Below are 26,766 nucleotides of genomic sequence, written 5' to 3' on the forward strand. Positions count from 1 at the left end.
GGATCACAACGAGACCATCGATCTGCAGCAGCAGGTCTTTCGCCTGCAGGCGCTGCTTGAGGCTTCCCGGCAGGTGCACGCGACCATCCGCGAAGAAGAAGTGCTCGAGTCCGTGCTGCGGATTGTCGTGCGTGAGCTGGAGATGGCGGGCGCGGCGTTTCCCGGAACCGGCCTTGCCTATGGCGAGGGCGCGGAGCCGCAGGTGGAGACTGAGGCCACTGCTGCCGATCTAAGTGCAGTGGCCAAGCTGCCGGGTTTTCCGCTGCGCGATCGCGACGGGAAGCTGATGGCGGAGCTGGTCGTGGCGCCGCCGGATGGCCGTGAGCTGACCATCTACGAGACGGACTTTCTCGAAGGCCTGTCCCTGCAAGCCGCGGTGGCTCTCGAAAATGCCCGCAATCACAAGCGCAACGTGGAGTTCGCGCGGGTGCAGCAGGACCTGGACTCGGCCCGGGAGATTCAGCGCTCACTCCTGCCGCAGAGCCTGCCGGACATTCCGGGCTACTCGGTGGGCTTCAAGTCGGCCACCTGCTATGAGGTGGGCGGCGACTACTTGGATATCCTCTCCATGCCGGATGGCAGCGTGGTCATGGCCGTGGCGGATGTGGCCGGGAAAGGCCTGGCGTCGGCCATGATGTCCACGAGCTTCCGGTCGGCGTTCCGCGCCATGGCCGTAAACGGCGTGCCACTCGACGAGCTCTCCACCCGCATGAATCAGCACCAGTGGCTGGAAGGCGAGGAGGCCCGCCGCCGTTATGTGACCGCGATTTTTCTGCGGCTCTATCCGGAGAAGGGCGAGATGGAGTTCGTGAACGCCGGCCACAATCCGGGGTTTGTGCTCCACCAGGATGGAACCCGTTGCGAGATCGAGTCGAGCGGAACTCCCTTGGGACTGCTGCCAGGCATGCACTACACCCTGGAGCGGTGCAGCTTCCCGGCGGGTTCCAAACTGCTGTTCTATACCGATGGGCTGACCGAGGCCGCGTGCGGCGAGGAAGAATTTGGTCCCGAGCGGCTCTGGGATCATTTTTCCCAGTGCGATGTAGCAAAAGCCGATGGTATCCTCGATGCATTGTGGACAGCCATACAACTCTTTGTTAAGGGCGGCCCTCAGGGGGACGACATGACAGCACTGGTGTTGTGCCGCAAGGTGGACAATCCGGTGATGGAGCCGGCCGCATGACCGTGGCCACGCGCAAGTCGGCGAATGTAGAGGTCCGGCTGCCCTCGCGGCTCGGCTACGAGAAAGTGGCCATGAGTACTGCGGCCTCCGTTGCCAAGCTCATGGGCTTCCGCGAAGATCGAATTGAGGACCTGAAGACCGCCGTGGCTGAGGCCTGCATCAATGCCATCGAGCACGGCAACCGCCTGAATGAAGGATTGAGCGTTGGCGTAGTCCTCTCCGCCGGCATCGACGCGCTCGAAGTGAAGGTGATCGACGACGGCAAAGGATTGAAGAGCCTGCCCCCCAAGCCGGATATTGATAAAAAAATCCACGGTGAAGAAGACCCGCGCGGCATGGGCATGTTCCTCATCCAGGCGCTGGTCGACGAAGCGGAGTGGGTAGCAGGCAGCAACGGCAAAAGCAGTTATGTCCGGCTGGTCATCCGGCTGGACCCCCCCAACGAATAACGCTATTTTTACGGAGAGTTTGATCGTGCAGACCGACACCAAAACGCGTATCGACCAGGTCACTTCCCCCGCCGGCCACCCGGTCGCCGTCCTGCGCTTCGAGGGCGATATTGCCAGCACATCCAAAGAGGCTGTGCTGGGCACCTACCAGTCGCTGCCCAAAGCCACAACCAAGTTGATCCTGCTGGACTTCACCAAGGTCGACTACATCAACTCGAGCGGGATTGCACTGGTGATCCAGATGCTGATCGAGGCTGCCAATTCAGGGCAGAAGGTGTATGCCTACGGCCTTTCGGCCCACTTCACCAAGGTGTTCACCATGGTCGGGATTACCAAGTACGCAGGGCTGTTCCCGGATCAGAATGCGGCTATGGCGGCGCTGTAGGCCGGCAGGCAGGCGATCCCGCCAGTTGGATCCGCCGTTCCCATTGATCAGATTGCCGGCGATCACGATCTCGACACCAATCTTCTGCGGGAGATGGCGGATGAAGCGGTTCGATAGGCCACACATGCGGGCCGACTGAGAACTGCGAACGTGGGCACCCCGAGCTATACCGCGCAATATACCGTATGAACTTCGAGGCGCGAATCACCGCGCCTTCTCGGCTATCATGGCCCCATGAACCTTGACGCGATGCAGGCGGCTCTGCGCGAGGCGGACTGCGACGGCTGGCTCTTCTACGATCATCACCACCGCGATCCCATCGGCGAGCGCATCCTGGGCCTCGATCCCAAGGCCCACATCACACGGCGCTACTACTACTTTGTTCCCGCCGACGGCGAGGCGCGCAAGCTGGTGCACCGCATCGAGCAGGGGCGGCTCGATACGCTGCCCGGCTCCAGGGGCCTCTACTCGAGCTGGCAGGAGCTCCACGCCGGTCTCGCCGCCATGCTCAAGAACGCCCGCAAGATCGCCATGCAGTACTCGCCCAACAACGACATCATGTACGTGTCGATGGCGGATGCCGGAACAGTGGAGTTTCTGCGCTCCCTGCAGAAGGAGATCGTGAGCTCGGCCGACCTGGTCAGCCAGTTCGAGGCGGTGCTCAACCAGGAGCAGATCGCCAGCCATACGGTGGCGCAGAAGGCCATCGACACCATCCTCGAAGAAGGCTGGAAGAAGATGGGACGGGCACTGCGGCCTGCCGGCGGCACGGCATCGCGCTTCACCGAGTTCCACATGGTGGAGTGGCTCTCAAATGCGATGCGCAACGAGGGCCTGGTGTGGGAGAACGGACCCAACGTGAGCGTGAATCAGAACGCCTCCGACTCGCACTACGAGCCCACTCCGGAGCGCTGCGCGGAGATCAAGGAAGGCGACTTCGTCCTCATCGACATCTGGGGCAAGGACGAAAAGCCCGGCAGCATCTTCTACGACATTACGTGGACCGGCGTAGTGGGCCGCGGTCCCAGCGCCCGCGAGCAGCAGGTCTTTGAGACGGTGCGCAACGCGCGCGACGCTGCCATTGAGAAGGTAACATCGGCGTTCGCGGCAGGCGTGCCCATCCGCGGATTCGAGGCCGACGACGCGGCGCGGGCCGTCATCCGCGAGGGTGGCTTCGCGGAGTGGTTCACCCATCGCACCGGGCACAACATCGCCGAAGAGATTCACGGCCCCGGCGCGCATCTCGACAACCTCGAAACCCACGATCAGCGGCTGCTGCTGCCCAACACCTGCTTCTCTGTCGAGCCCGGGATTTACCTGCCGGAGTTCGGCGTGCGCAGTGAGATCGACATGATAACGGCGCCCGGCAAAGCGTGGGTCACCGGGAAAATCCAGCGCGAGCTGGTCAGGATCTAGTGTCCCGAGTCCAATGTCCGCATCATGAATGCGGTGTCATCCTCAAGCGAACGCGGCCTCAAACGTTCTTCAGTCTGGGGCCGGTGAGTCGAAGGATCTGCTGTTCGGGCGATCTGTTTATGCTTCGAAGTTAGACCCACCACACGAGAGACCGGGTTACAAAGTTACCCATTCGCAAAGGGAGGTCAGTATGGCGGAGACCCCGGAATATCCGTACGAGACACGGCTGAATGTGCTGTATGGACCGCTCGAAACAATAGATGTCCACGCCGTGCCGGATGCTGACAAGTTCAAGTGGTTCAACCAGACACTGTGCCAGGTCAACGGCTCAGTGGTGCGGATGGCCGCCATGGAGGGCGAGTATCACTGGCACAAGCATGATGACGATGATGAGTTCTTCTTCGTCGTCGAGGGCAAGCTGCTGATCGACCTTGAGGATCGCGTGGTCGAACTCGCGCCGGGACAAGGCATGATGGTCCCCCGCAAGGTGATGCATCGGACCAGGGCTCAACAGCGGACCATCGTGCTGATGGTCGAGAACGCAGGCATCATCCCTACGGGAAACTAGCCGGCAATCGACAACAATTAAGCCCTGTTTTGAAGAGGCACGAATTTATTCGTCCCGGATCGACGCGAACTTTACCCCTGAAGGACGGTTTTCACTCAGGGAGTTGATCCTCCAAAACTAAAGGGCGAACCCTTGCGGATTCGCCCTCTTGCTTTAACCTGCCGCCACGATCAGTCCGCGTAGGCCTCTTCTTCCACCCGCACCTGCTCCGTCAGCTTGACCGGGTAGTAGGCGTTGCGGGTGTACTGCTTCACCATGCGATTGGTGTTGAAGTAAGAGCCGTTGAACGCAAGCGTGGTGCGCATCATCTGGCCCCACTTCTCCGGCGCCTGCAGATAAAGCGGAACGACGGCGTTTTCCAGCTTCCTGTAGAGATTCTGCGCTTCCTCTTTATCCACGGCGGCGTCTTCAATACCCGTGCCGGTGGCGCCATCTTCAATGGCCCAGCCGGTAACGCCCTCGATGCAGCCCTCGATCCACCAGCCATCCAGGATCGACAAGCTGGGGACGCCGTTAAGGGCAGCCTTCATGCCGCTGGTGCCGGAAGCCTCGTAGGGCCGGCGCGGGGTGTTGACCCACACGTCAACGCCAGCGGTGAGAGCCGCGCCCAGATCCCAGGCGTAGTTTTCGAGGTAGACGACCTGGAGCAGGTCACTCGAGAGGGAATGGGTTTTCTCCACGACCTGGCGGATGAAGTTCTTGCCGGGCTCGTCCTGGGGATGGGCTTTGCCGGCGTAGAGGATCTGCAATCCTCCGGCCTGCTGGGCGATGCGCACCAGGCGCTCGGGATCGTTGAACAGGAGGGTGGCGCGCTTGTAAGTGGCCACGCGACGTGCAAAGCCGAGGGTGAGCACGCGGGGATTCAGGACGCGGCCGGTGCGTGCGCCCACTTCGGCAAAGAGCGCCTCTTTGGCGCGAGCGTGCGCCGCCGTCATCTGGTCGATGGGGATGTCGATGGCGTTGCGCAAATAGAGATTGTCGCGGCGCCACGCGGGAATACGCGTATCCAGCATCTGCTGCACGGGCTCGGAGACCCAGGTGGGCGCGTGCACGCCATTGGTGATGGCGTCGATGGGGAACTCGGGGAACATGTTGCGCGACACTTTGCCGTGCTGCAGGGCCACGCCGTTGGCATAGCGGCAGAAGCGCAGGGCCAGCATGGTCATGTTCAGCAGGCCCTCATGGAAGGCGCCGAATTTCTGCAGCCGCGCGGTGCGCTCACTGCCCAGGATGCGATAAGCCTGCTCGGTGGAGAAGCGGTCGTGGCCGGCGGGCACAGGCGTGTGGGTGGTGAAGACGCACTTGTTGCGAACCACCTGCAGATCCGCATCGGTGGCTGCGCCCAGCGGGCCGCCGCCGAGCTGGCTCTCCAGCAGCGCAAGCGTCAGCAGCGCGGCGTGCCCTTCGTTCATGTGGTAGACGTTCACATGCAGACCCAGGGCGTTGGACATGCGCACGCCGCCCATGCCGAGCACGATCTCCTGCTGCAGGCGGTAGTTGGTATCGCCGCCGTAGAGGTGATCGGTCAGGCCGCGGTCCCACCCCGAGTTGCCGTCGAGATCCGTGTCCAGCAGATAGATGGGCACAATGTGACCGGAGCGGCCCACCAGGTCATAGCGCCACGTGCGCACAGTCACGGTGCGGTCCTCAATGGCGACGGTGATGCGGGCGGCCTCTTCCGTGCAGAAGTCGGCGGGATTCCACGCCTGGACTTCCTCCGTCTGGTTGCCGACCTGATCCAGGTGCTGGCGGAAGTAACCTTTGCGGTGCAGGAGGCTGAACGCAACCAGCGGAACGCCGAGGTCCGCGGCAGAGCGCAGAGTGTCTCCGGCCAGCACACCAAGGCCGCCGGAGTAGGTGGGCATACCGGGATTGATCGCGATCTCCATCGAGAAATATGCGACCAGACCGGAAGCGGGAAACGATTCGTAAGAGAAAGGTTTTGTCGTCTTAATGGACATGATTACCTGATGGCCTCCGGCAGGCTGCCCGCATGCCGGGCAGCTACCTTCTCATCGAATAGGGAAATGGCTCACCGGAGTGCGGCTTGCGGTTAAATTCGGGTTGGAATGTTCACCCGATTTTAGCAAGAAGCTCCCCATGAAACGTCAGACAAATCCAAAATGAGGACGATACAACGGAAGATGAAAACCCCAGCTATCCAACTTGGAATGCGCGCACAGCGGGGCACCGACGGGCTGACGGCCTCGCGACCGTGCGTACTACGTAACAGCTTGGATGCTCTCCTGCACCCGATTTGCGCCCCCGGATGCATGACAAATGTGAATTTGGGGGATAATGCCGGTTCGAGCGGCGTAGCGCTGGCCCAGCGCAGCCGCGAATTCCCGCGCATGCTGCTGCTCGACCAGGTTGACAGTACAGCCTCCAAAACCTCCCCCGGTGAGCCGGGCGCCAATGAGGCCGGGCAGGTCCTGCGCCAGCTCGACCATCGCGTCGGCCTCTTCGCAGCTCGCTTCGAAGTCCTGACTGTAGCTGACGTGGGCTTCCGCCATCAGCCGGCCCAACTCCTTGAGGTCGTGATGGATGAGGGCCTCGGCGGCGGCCACCGTGCGGGTGTTTTCCGTGATCACGTGGCGGGCGCGCTTCAGTGCCAGCGGGCTCATTTCGGATCCGTATCGCTCCAGGTCGTCGAGCGTGGCGTCGCGCAGAAAGCGAACCTCGGGGCGATGGCGCGCGATCACGGCGGCGGCTTCCTCCACCTGGGCGCGGCGGCTGGTGTACTCGCCGCCGGTAATGGCGTGCTGGACCATGGTGTTCGCGATAACCAGCGCTACGCTCGCCGGGATGGGCGCAAGGCGGAAAGTCAGATCGCGGCAATCGAGCAGCAAAGCATTGTTTTCCGCCGCGTTGGCCGAGATGAACTGGTCCATGATGCCGCAACTGGAACCGACAAACTCGTTCTCCGAGCGCTGGCAGAGACGCGCAAGAACCGGCCGCGGATACCCGACGTCGATGAGCGCCGTCACCGCCAGCGCCGTGGCGACCTCAATCGCCGCCGAGCTGGACAGACCCGAGCCCAGCGGCACATCGCCCCACAGGCTCAGGCTGAAAGAGGGAATCGTATGGCCCTCGCCGGCAAGAACGGCAAGCACGCCCAGCGGGTAGTCCGTCCAGTGTCCGCTGCGCTCCGCCGGCAGCGAGGATGCCTCGAACTCGCGCTGCTCCGCATAGTTCTCGGAGTAGAGCACGACTTTCCCGTCCGCCCGCGGAGAGATCGCGGCCAGGGTGGCAAAATCGATGGCGGCGGGCATCACAAACCCCTCCGCGTAATCCGTGTGCTCACCGATGATGTTGACCCGGCCGGGAGCGGCAAAGATCGCGGGCTCGTCCCCAAAACGGGACAGGTGAATCGAGCGAAGCTGAGCAGGATCGTACATACGGCTCCAAACTAAAGCGTTTCAAAATCGACATGCATGGACCAGTCGGACCATGCACCAGGGGCGAGGGTTCGGCTCCAGGGGCCGGTGTGAGCGAGGGAGTCGACCGGCGCGGTGGACGGCTCAAGGGCAACACAAACCTGCTTCGGGCCGGGGCCTTCGGGCCAGCCTCCATAGCAAATCCACAAACCTGAATAAGGTGTGGAGTCGGCGTTGAAGCTCACCCGGATCCGCACCCCGGCCGACGGACGCTCCAGGGCGCACCAGGCCGCATCGGGGTGCATAGGGCCCGCGAAGAGCTTGTCCCCAATGCCGGAATCGGGCGCCCCCACCGCGCTGAGGTCCGTGTGCGATCCGTCAGCGAGCTGCGCGATGGGCCATTGGATCTCGTCCCCGGTCGTGCCCAGGCGGTTGCCGCCGGACCCTTCCAGGCGGAGGGTCTGCACCGCGTCCGGAAGAACAATGCGGTCGCCCACGGCGGCGGTGAATAGCGGATGGGCCGCCCATGACCACGGCGCCGGTACCGTTCCCGTGTTCGTCAGGCGATATTCAAGGCTGAGGCGGGCTCCGTTCTCCATTTCGGAGACCGTCAGCTTGCGTTTCAGCGTAAGCGGGAGCGAAAAGCAGTTGGCAGAGAGCGTAACGGAATGGTCGCTTTGATCCAGCACAGTCCAGGGCACGCGCCAGAGGTCCCCGTGATCGGGAATTTCAGCGGTCCCAGTCTCAACTTCGACCGGGCAGGCCGCAACCGAGGGAAGGCACTCGTCCCAGCCGCTGGCGTCCGCGGCGTCAAACGACATGCTGCGGGTCCGGGCGGCAACAGGGGAGAGCGGAGCCTGAAGAAGCTCATGGCCGCCGAAGAAGATCGAAGCGATCTTGCCGCCGAACGAAGGAAGGACAGAGAGCGAGCAGCCGCCGGCCTCAATGAGAACGTTTTCTTTGCCGGTCGCAGAGATCCCCGTACTTATGGTCATGGCGGTTGGCCCTCTACTCTCCCAGGATTTCTCCGGCGGCTCCCATGTACTCCTGCCAGATTTGAGGCACCCACCCCTCGTGCTCGGGCTTCATCAGGACAGAGCGCAGGCAGGTGACCAGGCTACTATCCCCCCGGTGCCCATCGGCCGGAAACCAATGTTGGGGCAATTGTACAAGGGCGAGGTGCAGATTGCGCCGGGCGCAGGCCTCAAAAATGCGCTGGGCGTACGAGATGGGCTGGTCCGGAGACCCCGCCCGGGAGGCGGTCAAAGACTTGTCGCGAATCGCCCAGACGACAATATCAAGCTCCGGCGGACCCGCAGCAAGCGCGGCAAAGCGGCCGTCTCCGCGCAGGCGGCGATCAAGTTCGAGGGCGGCGCGCCGCCCCGCGGCCAGCCCCTGCGCGAAGGCTCCATGGGGCACGTTGGGCAGGAGCCGCTGGGTGGCCCAGAGCGCCACAGCCGACGCGCCGGCCCTCGAGCACTCCAGGCTTATCTCGCCCAGGTGCAGGTCCTTCGAGGTGAAGTAGGTGTAGGGCGAGTCATGCTTGTAAAAGCGGCCCACGCCAGGGTCGCGGAAGAGGACACACCCGCAGCCATAAGGCTGCAGGCCGTGCTTATGCGGGTCGACCACGATCGAATCCGCTTGGTCAATCGAATCGAAGGCGCGCCGGGCCGGCTCGTCAAGGGCGTCAAGGATGAGGCGGAAGTAGCCGCCGTAAGCCGCGTCAACATGGATGCGAAAGCCGTATCGGTCCCTCAGCCCGAGGATCTGATCCAGCGGATCGACGCCGCCTGTAGCCGTGGTGCCCAGCGTGACGACCACCGTCCCGACATCGCCCTTCTTCAGCTCGGACTCGAGGGCGTTCAGGTCCATGCGCCCGCGGCTGTCGGCCTCGACCGAGGCGTAATCGAGCTTGAGCACCGCAGAGATGCGGCTGTGGGTGTAATGGGCTTGAGCGGAGCCCACAATCCGCTTGCCGGGTTGAGTCTGTCCCGCCACCCACAAGGCCTCCAGATTGGCGATGGTGCCGCTGGAGGTGAGATGGCCGAGGAAGCCGGGCGCGTGCCAGCCGAACATCTGTGCGATGTGGCCCACCGCCTCGATCTCCATCTCGGAGCTGGCCCGGCCGCCGTCCCGGGCGTGATTGTTGGGGTTGATGGCCATCGCCAGGCTATAGGCCGCACGCGCCAGGGGATGCGGAGGCTTGAGCATCTGCCCGGCATAGAAAGGATGAAAGTAGGGGTAATTGTCCCCCAGCCGGCTCGCCGTCTCATCGAGGACCGCGCCCATCGCTTCAAGGTCCTCGGCGCGCGGCGGCGTCACCGGAGCAAGCTGCTCGAACTGCTGGGCGAGGCGTCGGGAGGCGTCGGCCAGGAGGGCCGAGACGCAATCATCTGGCCCAGCGGCCGGTGCCCCGGCGGTGCTTGCAATACGCTCTGGCGCGGAGTTCGGAAGCCTGTCTGGCGAGGGGACGGAAGCCATGATTCATGATAGCGGGACCGTACGGCTGCTGCGGAAGAGGCGTCGGCAGGTTACTCATTCGGGTGAAGTTGGAGCAGGTTCAAAACGGGAAAAGAGCTTTGGATTGACAATTCGCCCCTTGATTTCCACGACGTGATGCTACAATCTGCACAGCGTTAGAGCCGAACCGGGCGTGAGCAGTTCCTCGCCCAACCAAGCAAGATTCTGCCAGTGGTCGCTCCGATTCATCCAGCGCAAATCAATACTCAGGAAACACGATCAAATGGAACAAGGTACTGTGAAGTGGTTCAATGACGCGAAGGGCTTCGGCTTCATCTCGCGTCAGAACGGCGAAGATGTCTTCGTGCACTACTCGGCGATCAACTCGCAGGGTTTCAAGAGCCTGCAAGAAGGCCAAGCCGTGCAGTTCAATGTGGTGAAGGGGCCCAAGGGTTGGCAGGCGGCGGACGTTCAGCCTCTCTGATCTATAGGCCGGATTCGGCAGAATCTTAGCAAAGCGAAACGGGCTGGGTGCAAACCCAGCCCGTTTCGCTTTTGAAGCGAACGAGACGCGATGCGTGATTCGCACCGCCCTGTGATCACGGCGATCCAGGCGCCTCCCCTGTCACACCCCGCGCCAGACGATGTCCCCCGTGGATATCCGCGCGGCATTTAACCCCGCAGTTACACGGGCGAAACAAAGGGCGGCTATCAAGGACTTCAGGCGGCTGGCGGGCGGAGTGCGTGAGTGCTGCATGTGCGACTCTGCCGGCCTGGCCGTACTTCCCCTTCCGGAGACAATTCATGTCCCCCATGAAGTCTGTTCGCCCTTATGCCGGGCTTGCTCTCGGTGTGTGCCTCGCCGCTGGCGTGGCGGGCGCCCTCAAAGCAAACGCCCAGGATGACGACCGCAAGCTCAAGCATGTGTTCGTCATCGCCATGGAAAATCACAACTGGACCCAGCCCAACGGCAACCTGGGAGCCACCAGCGGAATTCAGCAGATCTACCTGAATCCCAATGCGCCGTTCGTCAACAGCCTGGTGAACGGCACGGCCCAGGCCTATATCGATGGCAAGCTGGTCAACATCAGCCAGCATGTGGCCTATGCCAACGCCTATCACAACGTTCTTGCGACGCCGAGCGGGAACAACCCGCACATCCATCCCTCTGAACCAAACTACCTCTGGGCAGAGGCGGGCACCAATTTCGGCGTGGCCAATGACAACGACCCCTACGCGCCAGGCGGGCCCACCGTGCAAACCAGCTCGCAGCACCTGACCAGTCTGCTTGAGAAGAAGGGTCACTCCTGGAAGTCGTACCAGGAAGACATCGACCTGCAGACCAACGCCGGCGGCAAGCTGGTGAACATTCCGCTGCCGGCGAACCAATGGACGGTGCCCCTCAAGAGCCTGTCGGGAACCTTCGACCCGGCCAGCCCCCTGAACCAGTACAACGCCACGGCGCAGTATAACTATGCGGCAAAGCACAACCCCCAATTGTTCTTTACCGATACCAACGGCAACGGCGATCCGACCGCGGCAAATCCAGACGCTCGCAAATATGCGCCTCTGCAGCAACTGCAGTTCGATCTCGAGAATAACCGCGTGGCGGAATACAACTGGATCACGCCCGACCAGTACAACGACCAGCACTCGGCCCTGAAGAACGGCTTTGACGGACTAACGGGCGATGCTTCACAGCTTCGCGCAGGCGACAACGCCCTGGCTCAATTGGTACCGATGATCATGGCGTCAAAGGCGTACAACGACGGCGGCGCGATCATCCTGTGGTGGGACGAAGCGGAGGGTGATGGCGACCCGGGCGACAATGCCGACGACTTCAACCACACCATCCCGGAGATCGTGATTTCAAACGTGGCGCGCGCCAACGAGGGCGGATTGCCCTACGCAAGCACGGTCAACATGACGCACTCCTCTGACCTGAAGACCATGCAGGAAGTCTTCCACGTGGGGCCGCTGCTCGGCGACGCCGCCACACCGGGGACCAATGATCTGTCTGACCTGTTTGCACCCGGCGTGATTCCGACGCACGTCGGCGGCGATCACGATCACGACTAATCGCGATCATCAGACAAAAACGGCCGCCCGATTGAACCGGACGGCCGTTGCTTTTTCCTGGCGCCAGGGTACGAGAGTCGTAGATAAGAGCCTTCGAGATAAGAGCGTTGTAGAAACGAAACCAAAATAGTGATGCCGGTGGCGATGACCTCAGAGGGTGTAGTCGCCAGCCGGCATCCGCAACAACGCAGTTCTAATTGAGTGGTCTCGTCGTGCTGCTTAAGCTACGGAGAGAACCATAGTCTTCCTCGACAGTATGGGACGGCGGCCCGTTTTGTTCTTTGCGCCAGGTATAGTTGGCCTGACGTTTGGGATCCTGCCCGTTTCTAATCTGGTGCGGGTGCTCAGGTGATTGCCTTCAAGTCCGCTTGCCCTGCCGCGCGTCGCAGAGCGAAATCTGAAAAGTAAGATGCTTCAAAGTGCCCAACTGGGTGCATGGCCCAGAATGGCCGCTCCCGAATATTCAAGACGCCCGTCCCAGTCAGGAATGAGAAAACCGCGCTCTGGGTGCGCGCCGGGCCCGGATTGCTTATGGTGATGGTTACGTAGAGTCTTTGCAATTTCGCGGAGCGCGAGGCTGCGATCGGTGCGGGACTGCCGGTCGTGGAAGAGGGCGAAGCCCTGCCCGCAAACGGTACAGCACACATCCGGGGAATCAGAAGTGGTCTTGCACAAAACCTGCATACTGCTTTCGCCTTTCATTGAAACCCATCTTCCAGTCGCAACAAAGAAACATTAGCGCGCCCGTGAGCGAGCCGGCCATGCCCAGCATTGGGATTCGCCTGGGCCAGGAGGGGGAGGGGAAGTTCCACTGTTGTGCTAGTCAAAATCGTTTTAGTACTGCGCACGCACCTTTGGCAAGCAGGAAATGATGGCTGTTTGGTGCATCGCAAACAGAAAGCGCCGGCTACTTGTTCAAACGCAAGATAGCGGCGTTCAGCAGGGCGGCAAACGCGGTCCAGGCGAGGTAAGGAGCCAGCAGCCACGCGGCGGGCGAGTCAACGCGCGCGAAGAGAAATGTGGTGGCCGCAATCGCGATCCAGAGAACGAGAACCTCGCCTAGCGCGGCAGCCAGTGCGTGCCGGCGGAAGAAGATCCACGACCAGAGAAGATTGAGTGCGAGCTGAAGCCCGAATACGCCCAGCGCGGCACTGCGCAGCGCCGAGCCCGGCGTCTGCGTGATCCGCCATGCCGCGATGCCCATCAGCAGATAGAGGAGCGTCCACACCGGGCCGAAAATCCACGACGGCGGATTGAAAGACGGCTTGCGCAGAGTGCGATACCACGCGGGAATCTCCGGCGCAGTAAAGCGGGCTCCCATAAAACCGGCGCCCTGGCACAGCAGAATGAGGAACACGAGGCTCGCGGCACGCATGCTTCTATTCTGCGCGGCGGCGGCGCGCGCGCGGAAGGCTCACGGCGGCAGGAATGCACTTCAGTTTCGAGCGCGTGGATTTCCGCGGCGATTGTTATGGCTCGATGGACTTGGGGCGGCCCCGAGTGAGCCGCCCGTCCGGTTCTGAATCCAGCGTGCCTTAAGGCTGAGGAGGCGCCACCGGGGTGGCCGCGCGGAACAGATCCAGGTTCTGCCCCTTCCACACCATCGCGGAATGGATGCGGTCGTAGCCGCTGGGATGATCGAAGAAGATGCGCTCTTCCCACGTGCCGGGGCGCATCTTGCGGTATTCGCCCAGGTGGATCGCGGCTTGCGCAAAGCCGTCAGGCTGGCGCGAAGCGTTGATGCCGAACATGTCGGCTTCCTTCTCCTGCATGCGCACCTGCGTGTTCAGCACCGGCGTCAGGACGAAGAACAGGATGGAGACAAGCAGCGTGGCGAGCGGAATCACCGCGGGATCGGAAGGACTGCGAATGCCCCACTGCGGGTAACGCTTGATTGACCATTGCACGCTCCAGAACAGGTACGCCATGGAGAGCACGATCACCACCGAGGTGAAAAACACATCCTTCAGGATGTGATTCAGAACGTAGTGCCCCATCTCGTGGCCCATCACAGCCTGGATCTCCTCAAGAGAGCCGCGGCGCAGCAGATTGTCGTTGAGCGTAATGCGCATGGTGCCTGCGAATCCGCTCACGTTGGCGCTCATCCGCGTCGTCTGTCGGCTGGCGTCCACCTCGTATACGTCGTTGGCGGGAATGCCGTTGGCATGCGCCATGCGCAGGACCGGCACAGTCACCCGGGCATCGTTCAGCTTCGTGACCTTGTTGAACAGCGGCAGGATAAAGACCGGGCTGATGGCGATCCCGATGATCGAGAAGACAATGCCGAACAGCGATCCCCAGATCCACCACGTCCGCACGGCCCTTCGCACAATGGCCAGCAAAACCATCACAGCGATCCCGCCGAGGATCAGCCCCACCAGAAAGCCCTTGATCTGGTCGCCCATCCAGGGACCAAACGTCTGGGTTGCGAGGCCGTACTTCTGCTCGCGATAAAGGCCTTCATACCAGGTGAGCGGGAATGCGAGCACGCTGCTCACGACGAGGTACTCACTCCAGTAAACGAAGTTCTGGATCCAGCGAAATCGGGTGAGGCGCTCGGCTACGTCGCGCATGCGTGCGGACCAGCCGGTGGCGAGCAGCAGAATGGAGATGATTGCGCCCGCCAGAAAGTCCCAGAGGATGAGCCAGTAGCCGCCCTCGAAGTAGGCATTGGAGCGGGCCACGGCCGCCGGCGGCATCATCGCCATGTAGGCCTCGGTGGCGGCCTCCGCGTCGAAGTGATCCGAGGGCTGAGCCGCCGCGGGGACTTTGGTGATATCGGCTGCCGGCTGAATAGCCGGCTGCGCGCTGACAGCCGAACTGAAGCAGACAGCCAGGGCAAGCAGGAGCACGGAGGAAGCGAGACGCCGGATCATGGAGAGCCTCTCTGGAGCGGAAGGTTGTCAATAAGGGAACTGTGCCAGAGAAGTGTACGACGGAGGAAGAGAATTGTTCCGGTATATCCTTGAAGTGCAGGAATCTTGCTGCAAACGCAAGGGCGCACAGGGTAAATCCACCATGAGTACAAGCACGATCGCCATACATCTGCCGGATGGTTCGGTTCGGGAAGTGCCCGCGGGCACCACGCCTCTTGAGATTGCCAACTCCATTTCGCCGCGGCTGGCCTCGGCCTCCGTGGTGGCGCGGATCACTCCGGTCACTGCCGCAACCGCGGGCGATGCTGCGGACAGCGCGAAAAAGGAAGAGTCTGCCGAAGCCGCGCCTGCCGAAGCCGCCATGTACGCGGCCGAGGACAAGACCGCTCCGCGCCTGGTCGACCTGGCAACTCCGCTGAACGATAACGTGAAGCTGGAGTTGGTGACCGAAAAGGATCCTGAGGCTCTCAAGGTAATACGGCACTCGGCTGCGCATGTGCTCGCCACGGCGGTGCTCGAGTTGTTCCCCGAAACGAAACTGGGCCATGGACCAGCCACCGACTCAGGCTTCTTCTACGACTTCTATCGCGACAAGCCGTTCACGCCGGACGACCTCGCCGCCATCGAAAAGAAGATGGCCGAAGTCGTCGCGCGCGATGAAAAGTTCGTGCGCGAATATGAGCCGCGCGAAGAGGCACTCCAGGAGTTTGCGCGCGACGGCGACTTCATGAAGACGCACTTCGTCACGCGCTTCACCGAGCCCGGTTCGCAGGTGAGCTTCTACCGCAACGGCAAATTCGTCGACTTCTGCCGCGGGCCGCATGTGCCTTCCACGGGGCGCGTGAAGGCCGTCAAGGTCACCAGTCTCGCCGGCGCCTACTGGCTGGGCGACGAGAAGAATCCCCAGCTGCAGCGCATCTACGGCACCGCATTCTTCTCAAAGAAAGAAATGGATGAGCACTTCGCGCGCCTTGAAGAAGCCGCCAAGCGCGATCATCGCGTGCTGGGCAAGCAGCTTGATCTCTTCAGCATTCAGGAAGTCGCCGGCGCCGGCCTCATCTTCTGGCATCCCAAAGGCGGCATCATTCGCAAGTTGATGGAAGACTGGATGCGCGATGAGTGCCTGCGGCGCGGCTATCAGATGGTCTTCACCCCGCACGTGATGCGGCGCGACCTCTGGCGGATAAGCGGCCATGAGGGCTTCTACGCGGGCAACATGTATACGCCCATGGAACTCGACGACGCCGAGTATCGGCTGAAGCCGATGAACTGCCCCGGACACATCCTCATCTACAAGAACTCGCCCAAAAGCTATCGCGACCTGCCGCAGCGCTACGCGGAGCTCGGCAACGTCTATCGCTACGAGCGCTCCGGCACCATGCATGGCCTCTTGCGCGTGCGCGGCTTCACCCAGGACGATGCCCACATCTTCTGCACGCCGCAGCAGATCGAAGACGAAATGGATGGCTGCATCGACTTCGCGGAAGCGGTCTTGAAAACCTTCGGCTTCGCGGAGTACCGCGTCGAGCTCTCCGCGCACGATCCCAACAAGCCCGGCGAGTTCGTGGGCAAGCAGGAAGACTGGATTCGCGCAGAAGCCGCACTCGATCGCGTCCTCACCCGCCGCGGTCTCACCTTCAAGAGAATCCCCGGCGAGGGAGCCTTCTACGGTCCCAAAATCGACTTCAAGCTGGTCGACGTGCTCGGTCGCCTCTGGCAGCTCTCCACCGTGCAGTTCGACTTCAACCTCCCCGCTCGCTTCGAGCTCGAGTATGTGGGCGAAGACGGCGAGCGGCATCAGCCGGTCATGGTCCACCGCGCCTTGTTCGGCAGTGTGGAGCGCTTCTTCGGCGTCCTCATCGAGCACTACGCAGGTGCATTCCCACTGTGGCTGGCGCCGATTCAGATCGGTCTCGTACCCATCAGCGAACGCCACGCCGCCTACGCCGGGAAAGTCGAGGCGGAGTTGAAGGCCGCCGGGTTCCGCGTCGAATCCGACCTGCGCAATGAAAAGATGAATGCCAAGATCCGCGACTTCGCCAACCAGAAAACACCCTACATCCTCGTCTTCGGCGACAAGGAACAGGAAGCCGGCGCCGTCAGCGTCCGCACCCGCGGCAAAGGCGACCAGGGCTCCATGCCCCTCAGTGACTTCCTGCTGAAGGCAAAGGCAATCGCGGAAACTAAGTCAACCGAGCTGTAGATTTTCTCTCGACTTCCGCCGCCGGTCAGTAGCCGGCGGCTTTTCCGTAATGGCTGCGGTGGTCCTGCCCGCCTGTGAGCTCCCCGGTCTTCGGGTCGACTGCAATGCACTCGCCGTTCGACCAGTGCCCATCGCGCACGCTCACGGAGTAGCCCATCTTCTTCAGCGCGTCGATGGTTTCGCGGGAAAAGCCAGGCTCGAGGTAAAGCGTGTCCGGCAGGTACTGATGGTGGAAGCGCGGCGCATCCACCGCCTCCTGCATGTTGAGGCCGCCCTCGGCGACGGACAGAAAGATATTCCCGACTGTAGTGATGATGCGCGGGCCGCCCGGCGACCCCAGCACGTAACGCAGCTTGCCGTTTTCAAGCACGATGGTCGGCGTCATCGCGCTCAACGGACGCTTGCCGGGAGCGATGGCATTGGCTGGCCCCTGAATCAATCCATACATGTTGGGTACGCCCTGCTTGGCTGCGAAGTCATCCATCTCATCGTTCAGCAGAAAGCCGAGCGTGCCGGACGTAACCGCCGAGCCGAACGTGTTGTTCAGCGTGGTGGTGACGGCCACCGCGTTGCCCTCGCTGTCGACCACCGAGTAGTGCGTCGTCTGGTGCGATTCGCGATAGCTGCCGGCCGTGGTGGGCGCAGCGGGCAAATAGCCGGCAGGCCGATGCAAATCCGCGCTCGCGGTGGCGCGGTCCGTCCCGATGCCCGACCGCCACGCCGCGGCATACTTCTTCGCGACGAGCTCTGCCGTGGGGATGTGGTTGAAGTCCGGATCGCCCAGATACTGCGCACGATCCATGAAAGCCCGGCGCCAGGCTTCCGTGATCAAATGCAGGGACTGCGGCGAGCGGTCGCCAAGCTTCGCGAGATCGTAGCCCTCAAGAATATTGAGCGCGCTGAGCATCACTATCCCGCCGGAGCTCGGCGGCGGCGCGCTGATGATGGTGTAGTCGTGAAAGTCGCCGATGATCGGGCGCCGCTCCACCACCTCGTACTGCGCCAGGTCTTCAACCGTGAGCAGTGCGCCTGCCTTCTTCAGATCGGCAATCAATTCCTGGGCCATCTTGCCGCGATAAAAGTCGTCAGGATCCGCGGCGATGCGCTGCAGGGTGTGCGCCAACTCCGGCTGCTTGAATGTCTCGCCGGCTTTGTAGTACTCGCCGTTCCGCTGGAAGATGCGGCGTGAATCGGCAAATTTGGCCAGGCTCCCATCGTGCAGTTCGCGCGCTTCTTCCTCGGTGAGAACAAACCCCTCCGACGCGAGCCGGACAGCCGGCGCCATCACTTTGGCCAACCCCAGCTTGCCGTATTTGCGCTCCGCATACACCATCCCCGCCACGGAGCCGGGCGTTCCAATGGCTCGGTAGCCGAGCACGCTGGACTGCGGGCTGTTCTCAGGCAGCACCTTGCCCTTCGCATCCTGGTACATGGTTTCCGTCGCAGCCATCGGTGCTTTTTCGCGATAGTCGAGGAAAGTGGCTCTGCCGTCGTGCGTGCGCAGCAGCAGGAATCCTCCGCCACCCAGGTTGCCGGCCGCGGGATGCACAACCGCCAGCGCGAAACCCGTCGCCACCGCCGCGTCCACGGCGTTGCCTCCGGCGCGCAGGATCTCGAGCCCCGCATCGGAAGCGCAGTGGTGTACGCTCACCACCATGCCGTGCTGTGCGCGCACCGGTTGCTCGCCGCGCCATGCCAGGCCTCCGGCAGCCTGCTGTGCGAAGCTGTTGTGGTACGTCAGGCAGGCCGCCAAGGCGGCCGCTACGGGGAAGAAGGATCGGCGCGAGAGCATCTCCGACAGAATAAATACTGAGGTCGGGGGTCAGGTTCACGGGTCAGGTTCACGGGTCAGGTTCACCTGATCGGGCGGTCAGGTGATCGAGTCGTCTGCAGTGCTCAAGTCAAGGAGGAGGTCTCGGATGAAGTTGACGCGGAGAGATGGTGTCGTGGCGTTGCTTGCCGCGGCAGTAACGGCCGGCGGTTTCGCAGTGGCGCAGAGTGGGGCGGCCAAGGGATCCTGGGTGATCAACTGGGACGATGTCCCCGCAAAAACAACGGAGTCGGGCTCGGTGCGCTCCCTTTACAACGGACCCACCGCCACGCTTGAAAACCTTGACCTGCATGTGACCACGCTGAAACCCGGCGCAGCGCCCCACGCGCCGCACAAGCATCCCAACGAGGAGATGCTGATCATGAAATCGGGCACGGTTGAGGCGCTGATTAACGGCGAGTGGAAGAAGGTGGGCCCCGGCGGCGTCATCTATCTCGCGTCCAACATCTTCCACGGCGTACGCAACGTGGGCAGCGAGCCGGCGGTCTACCAGGTGATCGGCTTCAAAACGGCAGCGACGCCGGAAGGCCAGACGGTAATCCAGAAGTAGTACGGCCGAGCGGGCGCCCCCAACCCGACCTCGAAATTCACAGGTACCCCGTCCAGGCTCTGCTTGGGCGGGAAAGGGCTGTCCCAGCCGAGGGTCGAGGTCCCGCTCCACATCTCAGGTCCCCGGACCCGTTCCGTCATGCCCTCGGGGTGCCCCAGACCTTACCCTGACCTGATCGGACGGTCTCCCGATTACAGAGACCCGGGAAAAGTGGGCGCACCGAACCTCCCCTGCCTCTTTCCCTTTTTCCCTTTCCCTTTTTCCCTTTTTCCCTCTCTCCCTCGCCCCCTGTGACCGCCCTCACAGCCACCCCATCCGCAATCCCGCATAATCACCCTGCCGCCCTTCCCGCGGCCTGGGGAACTCGTGCTCAAAACACCCCATCCCGGCGCCTCCTCCTCCGTACAGGCCCTCCACAAGCCAGAATCCGTAGGATTACTACAAGATTACCTAGTCGCCCTTTTTTTGCTTTCTGCCGCTCCGAGAAGGTCAAACGGTTCCGTGCGCTGCACTTACCGAATACCGGTTAGTGATCTACCTCACAAGTTGCGGCCCTACTCCCAACCAGACAGCCGGCTTCAGCGCTCATCTGCAGGTATCTCCATCGGCGCACGTGTTTACCAATAAGTAAATGCCCCCCCCCCCCTGAGATGTCCGCCGAGGCCCGCACATGCGCCGGAAACCGGCCGCAGATCCCCCCTCACATATTGTGCGTAGCCCACGGATCGTACGTGCCCACCGACCACGAGTGCCCTTCCGGATCCTTGACGCTGAACTCGTGGCTGCCGTAGCTGGTCGCCTGAAAGGGTCGCACCACCTGCGCGCCGGCCCCCTCTGCCCGGTGCCACACGGCCTCCGCGTCTTTGACGACGATGTAGCTGCTGCGCGTCTCCACGTTCCCGAGCTCGCCGGGTGATTTGAAGCCCTTGCCGTAGTCATCCTCTTTCTCCGACCCCAGCATGATCATCCCGCCGTTCAGAGTAAGCTCGGCGTGGCCAATCGTGTTGTCCGGCCCCGGGTAAACAGCATGGCGCGCGAAACCAAGAACATTGCAAAGCCAGTCGATCGCCGCGTGCGCGTCGCGATAACGCAGCGTGGGCATTACGCTGGAGCGTGTGTGCATATCTTCCATGGGAACCTCCAGGGAGAAATCGTCTCCACACACAGAAGCATGCCAGAAACTGCCGCCCGGATCTTGGAGATTTCGGAAATCCAGCCTCGCCCCTCACAGCTTTGTCATCATTCAGCAGCCTTACTCGCCGACCGCAAGTTGCGGCTGGAATAGACCTGGATCTCGCCCGCACCACGACACAGTCCCGCGGGGACGGCAGGAGGTTAGCCCCGGACAAAGTTCTGGGTACGCGGCTGAAGAAATGTCTCCGCAGCCCTGTAGGGGCGGCGGAAAGCTCAAGGGCCAAACCGTTCAGCCAAACCGTTCAGAAGGAGCGCTGCGAAGAACCAGCTCTTCAGCCTCTCGCCGCCGGATCGCCCTCGACCACGTGATTCGCCCAGGGTGTCCGCCCCGCAGCGCTGTACGTGCTGATGTTAATCCCGGAGAAGGCGCGGAACTCGTTCGCAAAGTGCGATTGATCGTAGTAGCCGCAGTCAAGCGCCAGCTCGCCCCAGCGTATCTCCGGACCTGCGTGCAGCTGGCGAACCGCGCGTTGAAAGCGCTGGATGCGGCACCACACCTTAGGTGTCAGCCCCACTCGCTCGCGGAACAGCTGAGAGAAGCGGCGGGCGCTCCAACCGGTGCTCCGGGCCACTTGGGCCACAGAGACGGCGCTGGGCACTCGCCCAAACTGGTCGAGCGCAAAGCCGACCGCCGGATGATCATCGAGCGCAGTCCGCCTTCGGCCTGCTGTCAGCTTGCCGCTGAGGAACTCTTCCAGGCATGCGAGCCGTCCGCCGGGAGTCGAAATCTCACCTAACCGGTCGCGCAGGCGGCGCGCCTCCACGCCCCATACGTCTTCAAGATCGACAAAGCGATTGGCAAACAGGTCCGCCGGTGCACCCACCAATGCCGCAAATCCGCCCGGCCGGAAAACCAGGCCAATGAGACATGCCAGGTCAGTGTTGTCGATAATCTCGTAAGTTGATCGCGCTCCGACAACCTGTGCTGGCGGCGCCTGCCTCGGGAGCTGGCCTTCGGCGCACTCCAAAAGGTGGGCGCGGCTCAGGCTGAGGATGATCTGCGTGCTACCGGTAGGCAAGATGCGCTGCCGGCCCGGCTCCGGTGCGGCCGTGCTGGCGTACCACAGCATCTCGACGCATCCATCGAGCGGCGACGCGGGCTTGCGTTGCAGGTAGAGCAAGGGGAAAAGCTCCCGGCTCTATGTTAGGGCGCGCCGCGGCCAATTGCCAGACGCTTCGCGCAGTGAAGGGGCCAATGGCGCTTCAGGCCGCGAACCGGGCGAGCTGCTCCGGCGCCGGACGCGGAGTGACGGCACTGACCACGACCATGGCGGCCAGCGCGACGGCGAGTGCCGGGAAGATGGCGTCGCGTTCCGCAATAATCGGAGGGAACAGCCCCCTCAGTCCGGCCAGGGTGGGGTTTACCCATGTCAGGTCCCACGTGAGTGTGACAACCGTTCCCCCCGCGATGGCAGCCACAGCTCCCCATGCGGTGACCCGCTTCGAGTAGAAGGCCGCCAGCACTACCGGCGTCAGCGCTGCCGAGTAGATGGTGTAAGCCCACAGCATCTTGGCCAGGATGCTCGGCGCGTAAATCGCCTGGTAGAGAGCCCAGCATCCCAGCAGCACCACGGCCAGCCTGGAGATGATGAGCACCCGCTTGTTCGACGCGTTGGGCGCAATGTAGCGCACGAAGACGTCCTCGATCAGGTTCGACGCGGGGGAGAACAGATAGTTCGAGGCTGTGGAGATGACTTTCGCAAACACCGCTCCCAGCAGCAGCGCGCCCATCAGCGCGGGGAGGCCGTGCCGGGCGGTATACGGGATGATCTCGTAGGGCTGCTTGAGAACTTCGCCGGTGCGGTACATGGCCGAGCCGATCACCGCGATCGCGACAATGAGTGTCTCCAGAAGCAGAGTGCCGAGAATCCATCCGATGACGGAAATGCGGGCATCGCGCTCCGACCGGGCGGAAAAGAACTTCTGGTACATCACCTGGTTGCCGAGCATCAGCAGCAGCGTGGGAACCAGGAACTCCAGCGCACGCACCAGGCTGAGGTTGCCGAGCACCTGGAAGTGGGTTTCCGGCAGCGCCGCATGGAGCCCGGCCCATCCGCCGGCTTCATGAAGGAGCCACGGCGTAGCGATGATGCAGATAACGGTGACGAGCGAGCCAATGGCGACATCCATATACGCCACCGACGACATGCCGGCCAGCGCCGTAGTGAAGATCACGAAAGCCGCAATGATGAACGTCCCCAGCTCGGGAGTGACCTGGTCAGGGAAGATCAGATGCAGCACGTTGCCGCCGCCCTTGAACTGGTAGCTGGTGATGCCCACGTACGCAAACAGGATGGCAAAGGTGCCGAGGACACGCGCCGCCTGGTTGTAACGGGCCTCCAGCAGGTCAGGCAGCGTGAACTGGGCGAACTTCCGCGCCCGCGGCGCGATGAAATAGATGAGTAGCAGGCCGATCCACCCGCCCGCCGGCTGCCAGAGGGCGGCAAACCCGTTCTTGTAGGCGTTTTCGGCTCCCGCAAAGAGCGAGCCCGCGCCAATCCACGATGTAAGCAGCGTGAGCACCAGGACCAGCGCCGGAAGAGACCGGCCCGCAACCAGGTAGTCTGCCTTGGTTTTCACCGTGGTCGTGCGGTAGAGGGCGACTCCCAGCAGAACGGCGACGATGATAGCCAGGACAACAACATAGAGCTGGGACATGCGGCAGCCACCTCGGCAACAAAGACAGGGGTTGCGAGCAGTGTACCGGATCAACGCCGACGCCGCCGCGCTCCATGGGAGCGGCTGGGGAGGCGAGGGCCTCGAAGAGATGAAGCGCGGTGCTCCACCTGGTGGTGAGCCAAAGCCCCCCGCCGCCTACGGTCCGAGCAGGCGTCGAGGAGGGAACCCGCTCCTGCAGCAGTCCAAGCCAGAGCGGAGCCTGCGGCCGTCTCACAGTTCGTCCCAATGATCTTCGACCCCGTTCCAGCGATTCGCCGCAATTGTCGCGAATTGCATACAAGTCAAACGCCAGAAACACGTAAGCCGGCCGGAGCGCGGTTCCCAATGATCAGCATTGCCGACAGCAGGAGTAGTGATTCGGAAGCGGACTCGCGGGCGCACCGGCAGCGGCAAAGTTGACCCCGTGAAGCGCGGGAGTTAGACTGTAAATGCGGGGTGGAGCAGCCCGGTAGCTCGTTGGGCTCATAACCCAAAGGTCGCTGGTTCAAATCCAGCCCCCGCAACCATCAGAATCAGTGGTTTATGGGAAGTGAAGGCAAGATGTCGAGGGTCCAATAAGGGTCCATTAGGCTTTTTGGCCCCTTCCCTACGCTGTGAGAAAGGCTGCCGATGGCGGCCTTTTTCGTTTGTGGTCAGTTACTTACACGCTGCTCCGCAGGCGTGCGGAGCGCCATCCGGACGACCTTGCTGTTCGCATCCCGCTTCGAAGTCATCAGAGCATTCCCGTAGTCGTTCATCGTCGTACTGATGTGCGCATGGCGCATCAGCTTCTGCTGAACTCCGACGGGCGCCCCTGTGGCATCGAGCCAGGCCCGGTACGTGTGGCGGAAGGTATGCCAACCGATCCCTGCAAACCCGAGCTGTTCTCCGGCAGGACGTATATAGTGCTGCTGGATAGGGCTCGAATGGAAGCATCGATCCGTAATGTGGCTCGGAAAAACCCAGTCGCCGGGTGTTTGGCGACACTGTTCCTTCCACCGCCGCAGCAGTCCAGCAAATTCCGGATCCAGCGGAAGATCATCTTCCGAGCATTCGGTCTTCACCCGTCCCACGCGACCGTTCACCGCCTTGACCTTGACCGACATGGTGAGCCGGTCGAGATCGATTCGGCTCCAGCGCAGAGCGAGAATTTCGCTCACCCGCAGCCCCATACAAATTGCTACCGTAACCATCGTTCTGTACGGATCCGGTAGCAGCGAAATAAGGGCCGTGCATTGATCGGCAGTGAGGACGATGGGCTTCTTACTCCTCTTGCTGATTCCTCTGACCCTGACCAGTTGCATGGGATTCCGATCAATTGGAATCAGTTCCCACAGCATTGCTTTTTCAAAGAGCTGAAACGCAGCTGTTCCTTACATTCCTTAACACCAGACGACCAGTCACGATCAGTCCGTCGACAATGTGTGACGTGGCTTGTGCGTCAATCCAGATTCATCTCTGGCTAGAAGACCGTTTCAGCATGCTTATTCTTGATGCGGTGTGCCAACCATTTTGCTGGAGTGTAGGAGAAGTTGCCGCGAGGTGCGTCCACTGAAATGCTTTGAAGAGCATCCGACAAAGTACAGGTGTTTAAAAGGGGCGGCATGCGCAATATTGAACTTGGACCATTTCCGTGCGTAGCGGTGGCGATCTGCGTTACGACTGCGCTTACCTCCTGCGGCTCGAGCAGTTCGACTGGTTCGTCTTCGAATCCGCCGCCCCCGCCACAAAAAACGCACCTGGCCGTGGCGGACACCGGAGATAACCGGCTTCTGATCTACGACACGCCTTTGAGCGCGAACTCGAGCCCCGTAACCGTGATTGGTCAGGCCAGCTTCACTCAAGGATTGGGGAATGGGGGTGCTTCGACGGCATCGGCAGCCACGCTCTATTCTCCGCACGGGGTCGTCGTCGATGGGGCCGGAAACCTTTGGGTGGCGGACCGCGGCAACTGCCGGGTCTTGAAGTTCAAGCCGCCATTTACGACAGGCATGAGCGCGAGCGTGTTGATTGGGCAGTCGGATTTCACATCTACTGGAACGCTGGGGGACTGGGGCTGCATTCCCCCTCCGTCGTTTACTCCGGCCACGCTGGAATCGCCAGTTGCGGTCGCGCTCGACAGCCAAGGCGACCTTTGGGTTGCGGACGAGTCCGCCGGCCGAATCACCGAATATGTCCCGCCCTTCAGCAATGGAATGGCGGCGGCGGTGGTGATAGGACAGAGCAACCTCAATGACACCTACCCTTGCGATGGCGCGAATATCGGCAACCACGGTCCGATTCGCCCGCCCACGGCGGCGACGCTCTGCCGGCCTGAAAGCATTGTTTTCGACTCCCACGGAAACCTCTGGGTAGCCGATCAATCCAACATGCGCGGGCTGGAGTTTATTCCGCCGTTCTCGACAGGGATGCCTGCCAGCTTGGTGCTTGGACAGCCGAATGCGACGGTTTTCACCGGAGGCGCGGAGTGCATAGCTTCAGCAACGACGTTCTGCACGGCAGATGCGCTTAACTTTGACGCAAGCGGCAATCTCTGGATCTCCGACTGGAAGTTCAATCGCGTGCTTCAGTTCGTTCCGCCGTTCAGCACCGGGATGGCCGCGAGCCTGGAGATCGGACAACCGAACTTCACCGACTGGGGCGGACGCCCCGGCGATCTCATGAACAGTCCTACGGGGCTTACCTTCGACGCGAACGGCAATCTAATTGTGACCAATGTGAGTGAGATTCTGGTCTACGCGCCCCCGTTCAGCACGGCCATGAATCCGGCAACGACCCTGACAAGCGGGCCCGGAACTTGCGCCTACGCGCTTCCTGGCCCAGGGCGCAGCACGATTTGCGAACCGGTCGGGATCGTCGCTTTCTAGCCGCGGATCTCTGCTTGACTCGCGTTCCTCGCGTGAGGATTTTGCCGGCTCATTAGCAATGCTGGTTGAAAGCAGATCCCTCTCAACGTGCGATTTCGGGAATACAAAGGAGCAGCGGGATTCGCTGCTCCTCCTGCCCAACACCCTGGGGAGTATGCTATCGGATCTTGTAACCGGCCATTATCCCATAGCTCATCGTTACATTGTCTTGGTCAATGAACTCTCCAACGGTCACCGGACTCGAGGTTGATCCTATTCCAGGAGTGGTGTCAATCTGCTTTTGATCAAAGACTCGGGCGGGGTAGCCGGACCCCAGGTTAGCGCCGACAGCTGTGACATTTGAAACTTGCTGCCCTCCCGGCAAGGTCTGCGTTCCTTTAATTTGGCGGAAATCATAGTGAGTGCTGGTACCCCATCGTTGCATCCGATGTTCGGACAATACTGCGGGGAGGGAGTGTTGTAGCTCGACACATAAGGATTCGACTGACCGGGCCGGCCAGTAGTCGGGTCTGTAGCATCAGTGCTGGCAAGTGAGCTGCCCCCTTCGGTTAGTCCGGGTAAGTGAGAGCACTCGGGTTTGAGTTTAGCTGCAAATTCAGCCCGCAGCAGTCGTCGAGGCTGTGCGAATGTGGGAAGCGCTTTTTGCTTTCCACATTTGCATAGCCTGTTG

At 61.9% G+C, this 26,766-nt stretch carries 21 protein-coding genes and 1 tRNA gene; 11 read left to right on the forward strand and 11 right to left on the reverse strand.

Going from position 1 to position 26,766, the window contains the following annotated elements:
- The 5 genes from VGL22_RS08985 to VGL22_RS09005 form a co-directional block, all read left to right on the forward strand.
- On the forward strand, nucleotides 1-1,183 hold a 1,183-nt coding region (locus VGL22_RS08985), incomplete at its 5' end, for a PP2C family protein-serine/threonine phosphatase (protein ID WP_465266571.1).
- Nucleotides 1,180-1,632, forward strand: coding sequence for an ATP-binding protein (locus VGL22_RS08990; protein ID WP_465266572.1), 453 nt, complete (start codon nucleotides 1,180-1,182; stop codon nucleotides 1,630-1,632). The genes VGL22_RS08985 and VGL22_RS08990, both read left to right, overlap by 4 nt.
- A 25-nt stretch (nucleotides 1,633-1,657) precedes the next feature.
- Nucleotides 1,658-2,017: an STAS domain-containing protein gene (locus tag VGL22_RS08995; protein WP_465266573.1), complete on the forward strand. Its 360-nt coding sequence runs from the start codon at nucleotides 1,658-1,660 to the stop codon at nucleotides 2,015-2,017.
- Between the two features lie 234 nt (nucleotides 2,018-2,251).
- Nucleotides 2,252-3,433 carry a M24 family metallopeptidase gene (locus VGL22_RS09000; RefSeq protein WP_465266574.1) on the forward strand — a complete coding sequence of 394 codons (1,182 nt, stop codon included), beginning with the start codon at nucleotides 2,252-2,254 and terminating at the stop codon, nucleotides 3,431-3,433.
- A 190-nt stretch (nucleotides 3,434-3,623) separates the two neighbouring features.
- Nucleotides 3,624-4,001: a cupin domain-containing protein gene (locus VGL22_RS09005; RefSeq protein ID WP_465266575.1), complete on the forward strand. Its 378-nt coding sequence runs from the start codon at nucleotides 3,624-3,626 to the stop codon at nucleotides 3,999-4,001.
- A gap of 170 nt (nucleotides 4,002-4,171) precedes the next feature.
- On the opposite strand, the gene glgP is transcribed toward VGL22_RS09005, so the two are convergent.
- From glgP to VGL22_RS09025, 4 genes are all read right to left on the reverse strand, one after another.
- The gene (glgP, locus tag VGL22_RS09010) at nucleotides 4,172-5,962 is read right to left on the reverse strand and encodes an alpha-glucan family phosphorylase (protein WP_465266576.1); all 1,791 of its coding nucleotides are present in this window, start codon (nucleotides 5,960-5,962) and stop codon (nucleotides 4,172-4,174) included.
- Nucleotides 5,963-6,223: 261 nt separating this feature from the next.
- Nucleotides 6,224-7,399: a galactokinase gene (gene galK / locus VGL22_RS09015; RefSeq protein WP_465266577.1), complete on the reverse strand. Its 1,176-nt coding sequence runs from the start codon at nucleotides 7,397-7,399 to the stop codon at nucleotides 6,224-6,226.
- Between the two features lie 11 nt (nucleotides 7,400-7,410).
- A complete protein-coding gene (locus VGL22_RS09020) occupies nucleotides 7,411-8,373 on the reverse strand; it encodes an aldose epimerase family protein (protein ID WP_465266578.1) in 963 nt (320 codons plus the stop codon).
- A gap of 13 nt (nucleotides 8,374-8,386) precedes the next feature.
- Nucleotides 8,387-9,859, reverse strand: coding sequence for a pyridoxal phosphate-dependent decarboxylase family protein (locus VGL22_RS09025; RefSeq protein WP_465266579.1), 1,473 nt, complete (start codon nucleotides 9,857-9,859; stop codon nucleotides 8,387-8,389).
- A gap of 262 nt (nucleotides 9,860-10,121) precedes the next feature.
- Here VGL22_RS09025 and VGL22_RS09030 point away from each other — a divergent pair, with 262 nt between their 5' ends.
- Both VGL22_RS09030 and VGL22_RS09035 read left to right on the forward strand, forming a co-directional pair.
- Nucleotides 10,122-10,322, forward strand: coding sequence for a cold-shock protein (locus VGL22_RS09030; protein WP_260795256.1), 201 nt, complete (start codon nucleotides 10,122-10,124; stop codon nucleotides 10,320-10,322).
- 320 nt (nucleotides 10,323-10,642) lie between these two features.
- Nucleotides 10,643-11,917 (forward strand): alkaline phosphatase family protein, encoded by a 1,275-nt coding sequence (locus VGL22_RS09035; protein WP_465266580.1) that lies wholly within the window; start codon nucleotides 10,643-10,645, stop codon nucleotides 11,915-11,917.
- Nucleotides 11,918-12,824: 907 nt separating this feature from the next.
- On the opposite strand, the gene VGL22_RS09040 is transcribed toward VGL22_RS09035, so the two are convergent.
- The gene (locus VGL22_RS09040; RefSeq protein ID WP_465266581.1) at nucleotides 12,825-13,292 is read right to left on the reverse strand and encodes a TspO/MBR family protein; all 468 of its coding nucleotides are present in this window, start codon (nucleotides 13,290-13,292) and stop codon (nucleotides 12,825-12,827) included.
- 160 nt (nucleotides 13,293-13,452) lie between these two features.
- Nucleotides 13,453-14,793: a M48 family metallopeptidase gene (locus VGL22_RS09045; protein ID WP_465266582.1), complete on the reverse strand. Its 1,341-nt coding sequence runs from the start codon at nucleotides 14,791-14,793 to the stop codon at nucleotides 13,453-13,455.
- Nucleotides 14,794-14,935: 142 nt separating this feature from the next.
- On the opposite strand from VGL22_RS09045, the gene thrS reads away from it, so the two are divergent.
- On the forward strand, nucleotides 14,936-16,996 hold the full coding sequence (thrS, locus tag VGL22_RS09050; protein WP_465266583.1) for a threonine--tRNA ligase: 2,061 nt from the start codon (nucleotides 14,936-14,938) through the stop codon (nucleotides 16,994-16,996).
- 25 nt (nucleotides 16,997-17,021) lie between these two features.
- Here the strand turns inward: thrS and ggt are convergent, their stop codons facing one another.
- On the reverse strand, nucleotides 17,022-18,788 hold the full coding sequence (ggt, locus tag VGL22_RS09055) for a gamma-glutamyltransferase (RefSeq protein WP_465266584.1): 1,767 nt from the start codon (nucleotides 18,786-18,788) through the stop codon (nucleotides 17,022-17,024).
- A 127-nt stretch (nucleotides 18,789-18,915) separates the two neighbouring features.
- Here ggt and VGL22_RS09060 point away from each other — a divergent pair, with 127 nt between their 5' ends.
- A complete protein-coding gene (locus VGL22_RS09060) occupies nucleotides 18,916-19,377 on the forward strand; it encodes a cupin domain-containing protein (RefSeq protein WP_465266585.1) in 462 nt (153 codons plus the stop codon).
- 700 nt (nucleotides 19,378-20,077) lie between these two features.
- Here VGL22_RS09060 and VGL22_RS09065 read toward each other — a convergent pair.
- From VGL22_RS09065 to VGL22_RS09075, 3 genes are all read right to left on the reverse strand, one after another.
- Nucleotides 20,078-20,509 (reverse strand): VOC family protein, encoded by a 432-nt coding sequence (locus tag VGL22_RS09065; protein WP_465266586.1) that lies wholly within the window; start codon nucleotides 20,507-20,509, stop codon nucleotides 20,078-20,080.
- A gap of 334 nt (nucleotides 20,510-20,843) precedes the next feature.
- A complete protein-coding gene (locus VGL22_RS09070) occupies nucleotides 20,844-21,692 on the reverse strand; it encodes a helix-turn-helix domain-containing protein (RefSeq protein ID WP_465266587.1) in 849 nt (282 codons plus the stop codon).
- A gap of 82 nt (nucleotides 21,693-21,774) precedes the next feature.
- Nucleotides 21,775-23,229, reverse strand: a complete 1,455-nt coding sequence (locus VGL22_RS09075; protein WP_465266588.1) for a sodium:solute symporter family protein — start codon at nucleotides 23,227-23,229, stop codon at nucleotides 21,775-21,777.
- A gap of 450 nt (nucleotides 23,230-23,679) precedes the next feature.
- On the opposite strand from VGL22_RS09075, the gene VGL22_RS09080 reads away from it, so the two are divergent.
- Nucleotides 23,680-23,756: transfer RNA gene (locus VGL22_RS09080), tRNA-Met, on the forward strand.
- Nucleotides 23,757-23,882: 126 nt separating this feature from the next.
- Here VGL22_RS09080 and VGL22_RS09085 read toward each other — a convergent pair.
- The gene (locus VGL22_RS09085; protein ID WP_465266589.1) at nucleotides 23,883-24,569 is read right to left on the reverse strand and encodes a tyrosine-type recombinase/integrase; all 687 of its coding nucleotides are present in this window, start codon (nucleotides 24,567-24,569) and stop codon (nucleotides 23,883-23,885) included.
- Between the two features lie 264 nt (nucleotides 24,570-24,833).
- Between VGL22_RS09085 and VGL22_RS09090 the strand changes: the two genes are divergently transcribed.
- Entirely contained in the window at nucleotides 24,834-26,096 is a 1,263-nt protein-coding gene (locus tag VGL22_RS09090) for an NHL repeat-containing protein (RefSeq protein ID WP_465266590.1), read from the forward strand.
- Nucleotides 26,097-26,766: the final 670 nt, after the last annotated feature.

It is taken from the genome of Occallatibacter sp. (genome assembly GCF_036502485.1).
Taxonomy (GTDB): Bacteria; Acidobacteriota; Terriglobia; order Terriglobales; family Acidobacteriaceae; genus Telmatobacter.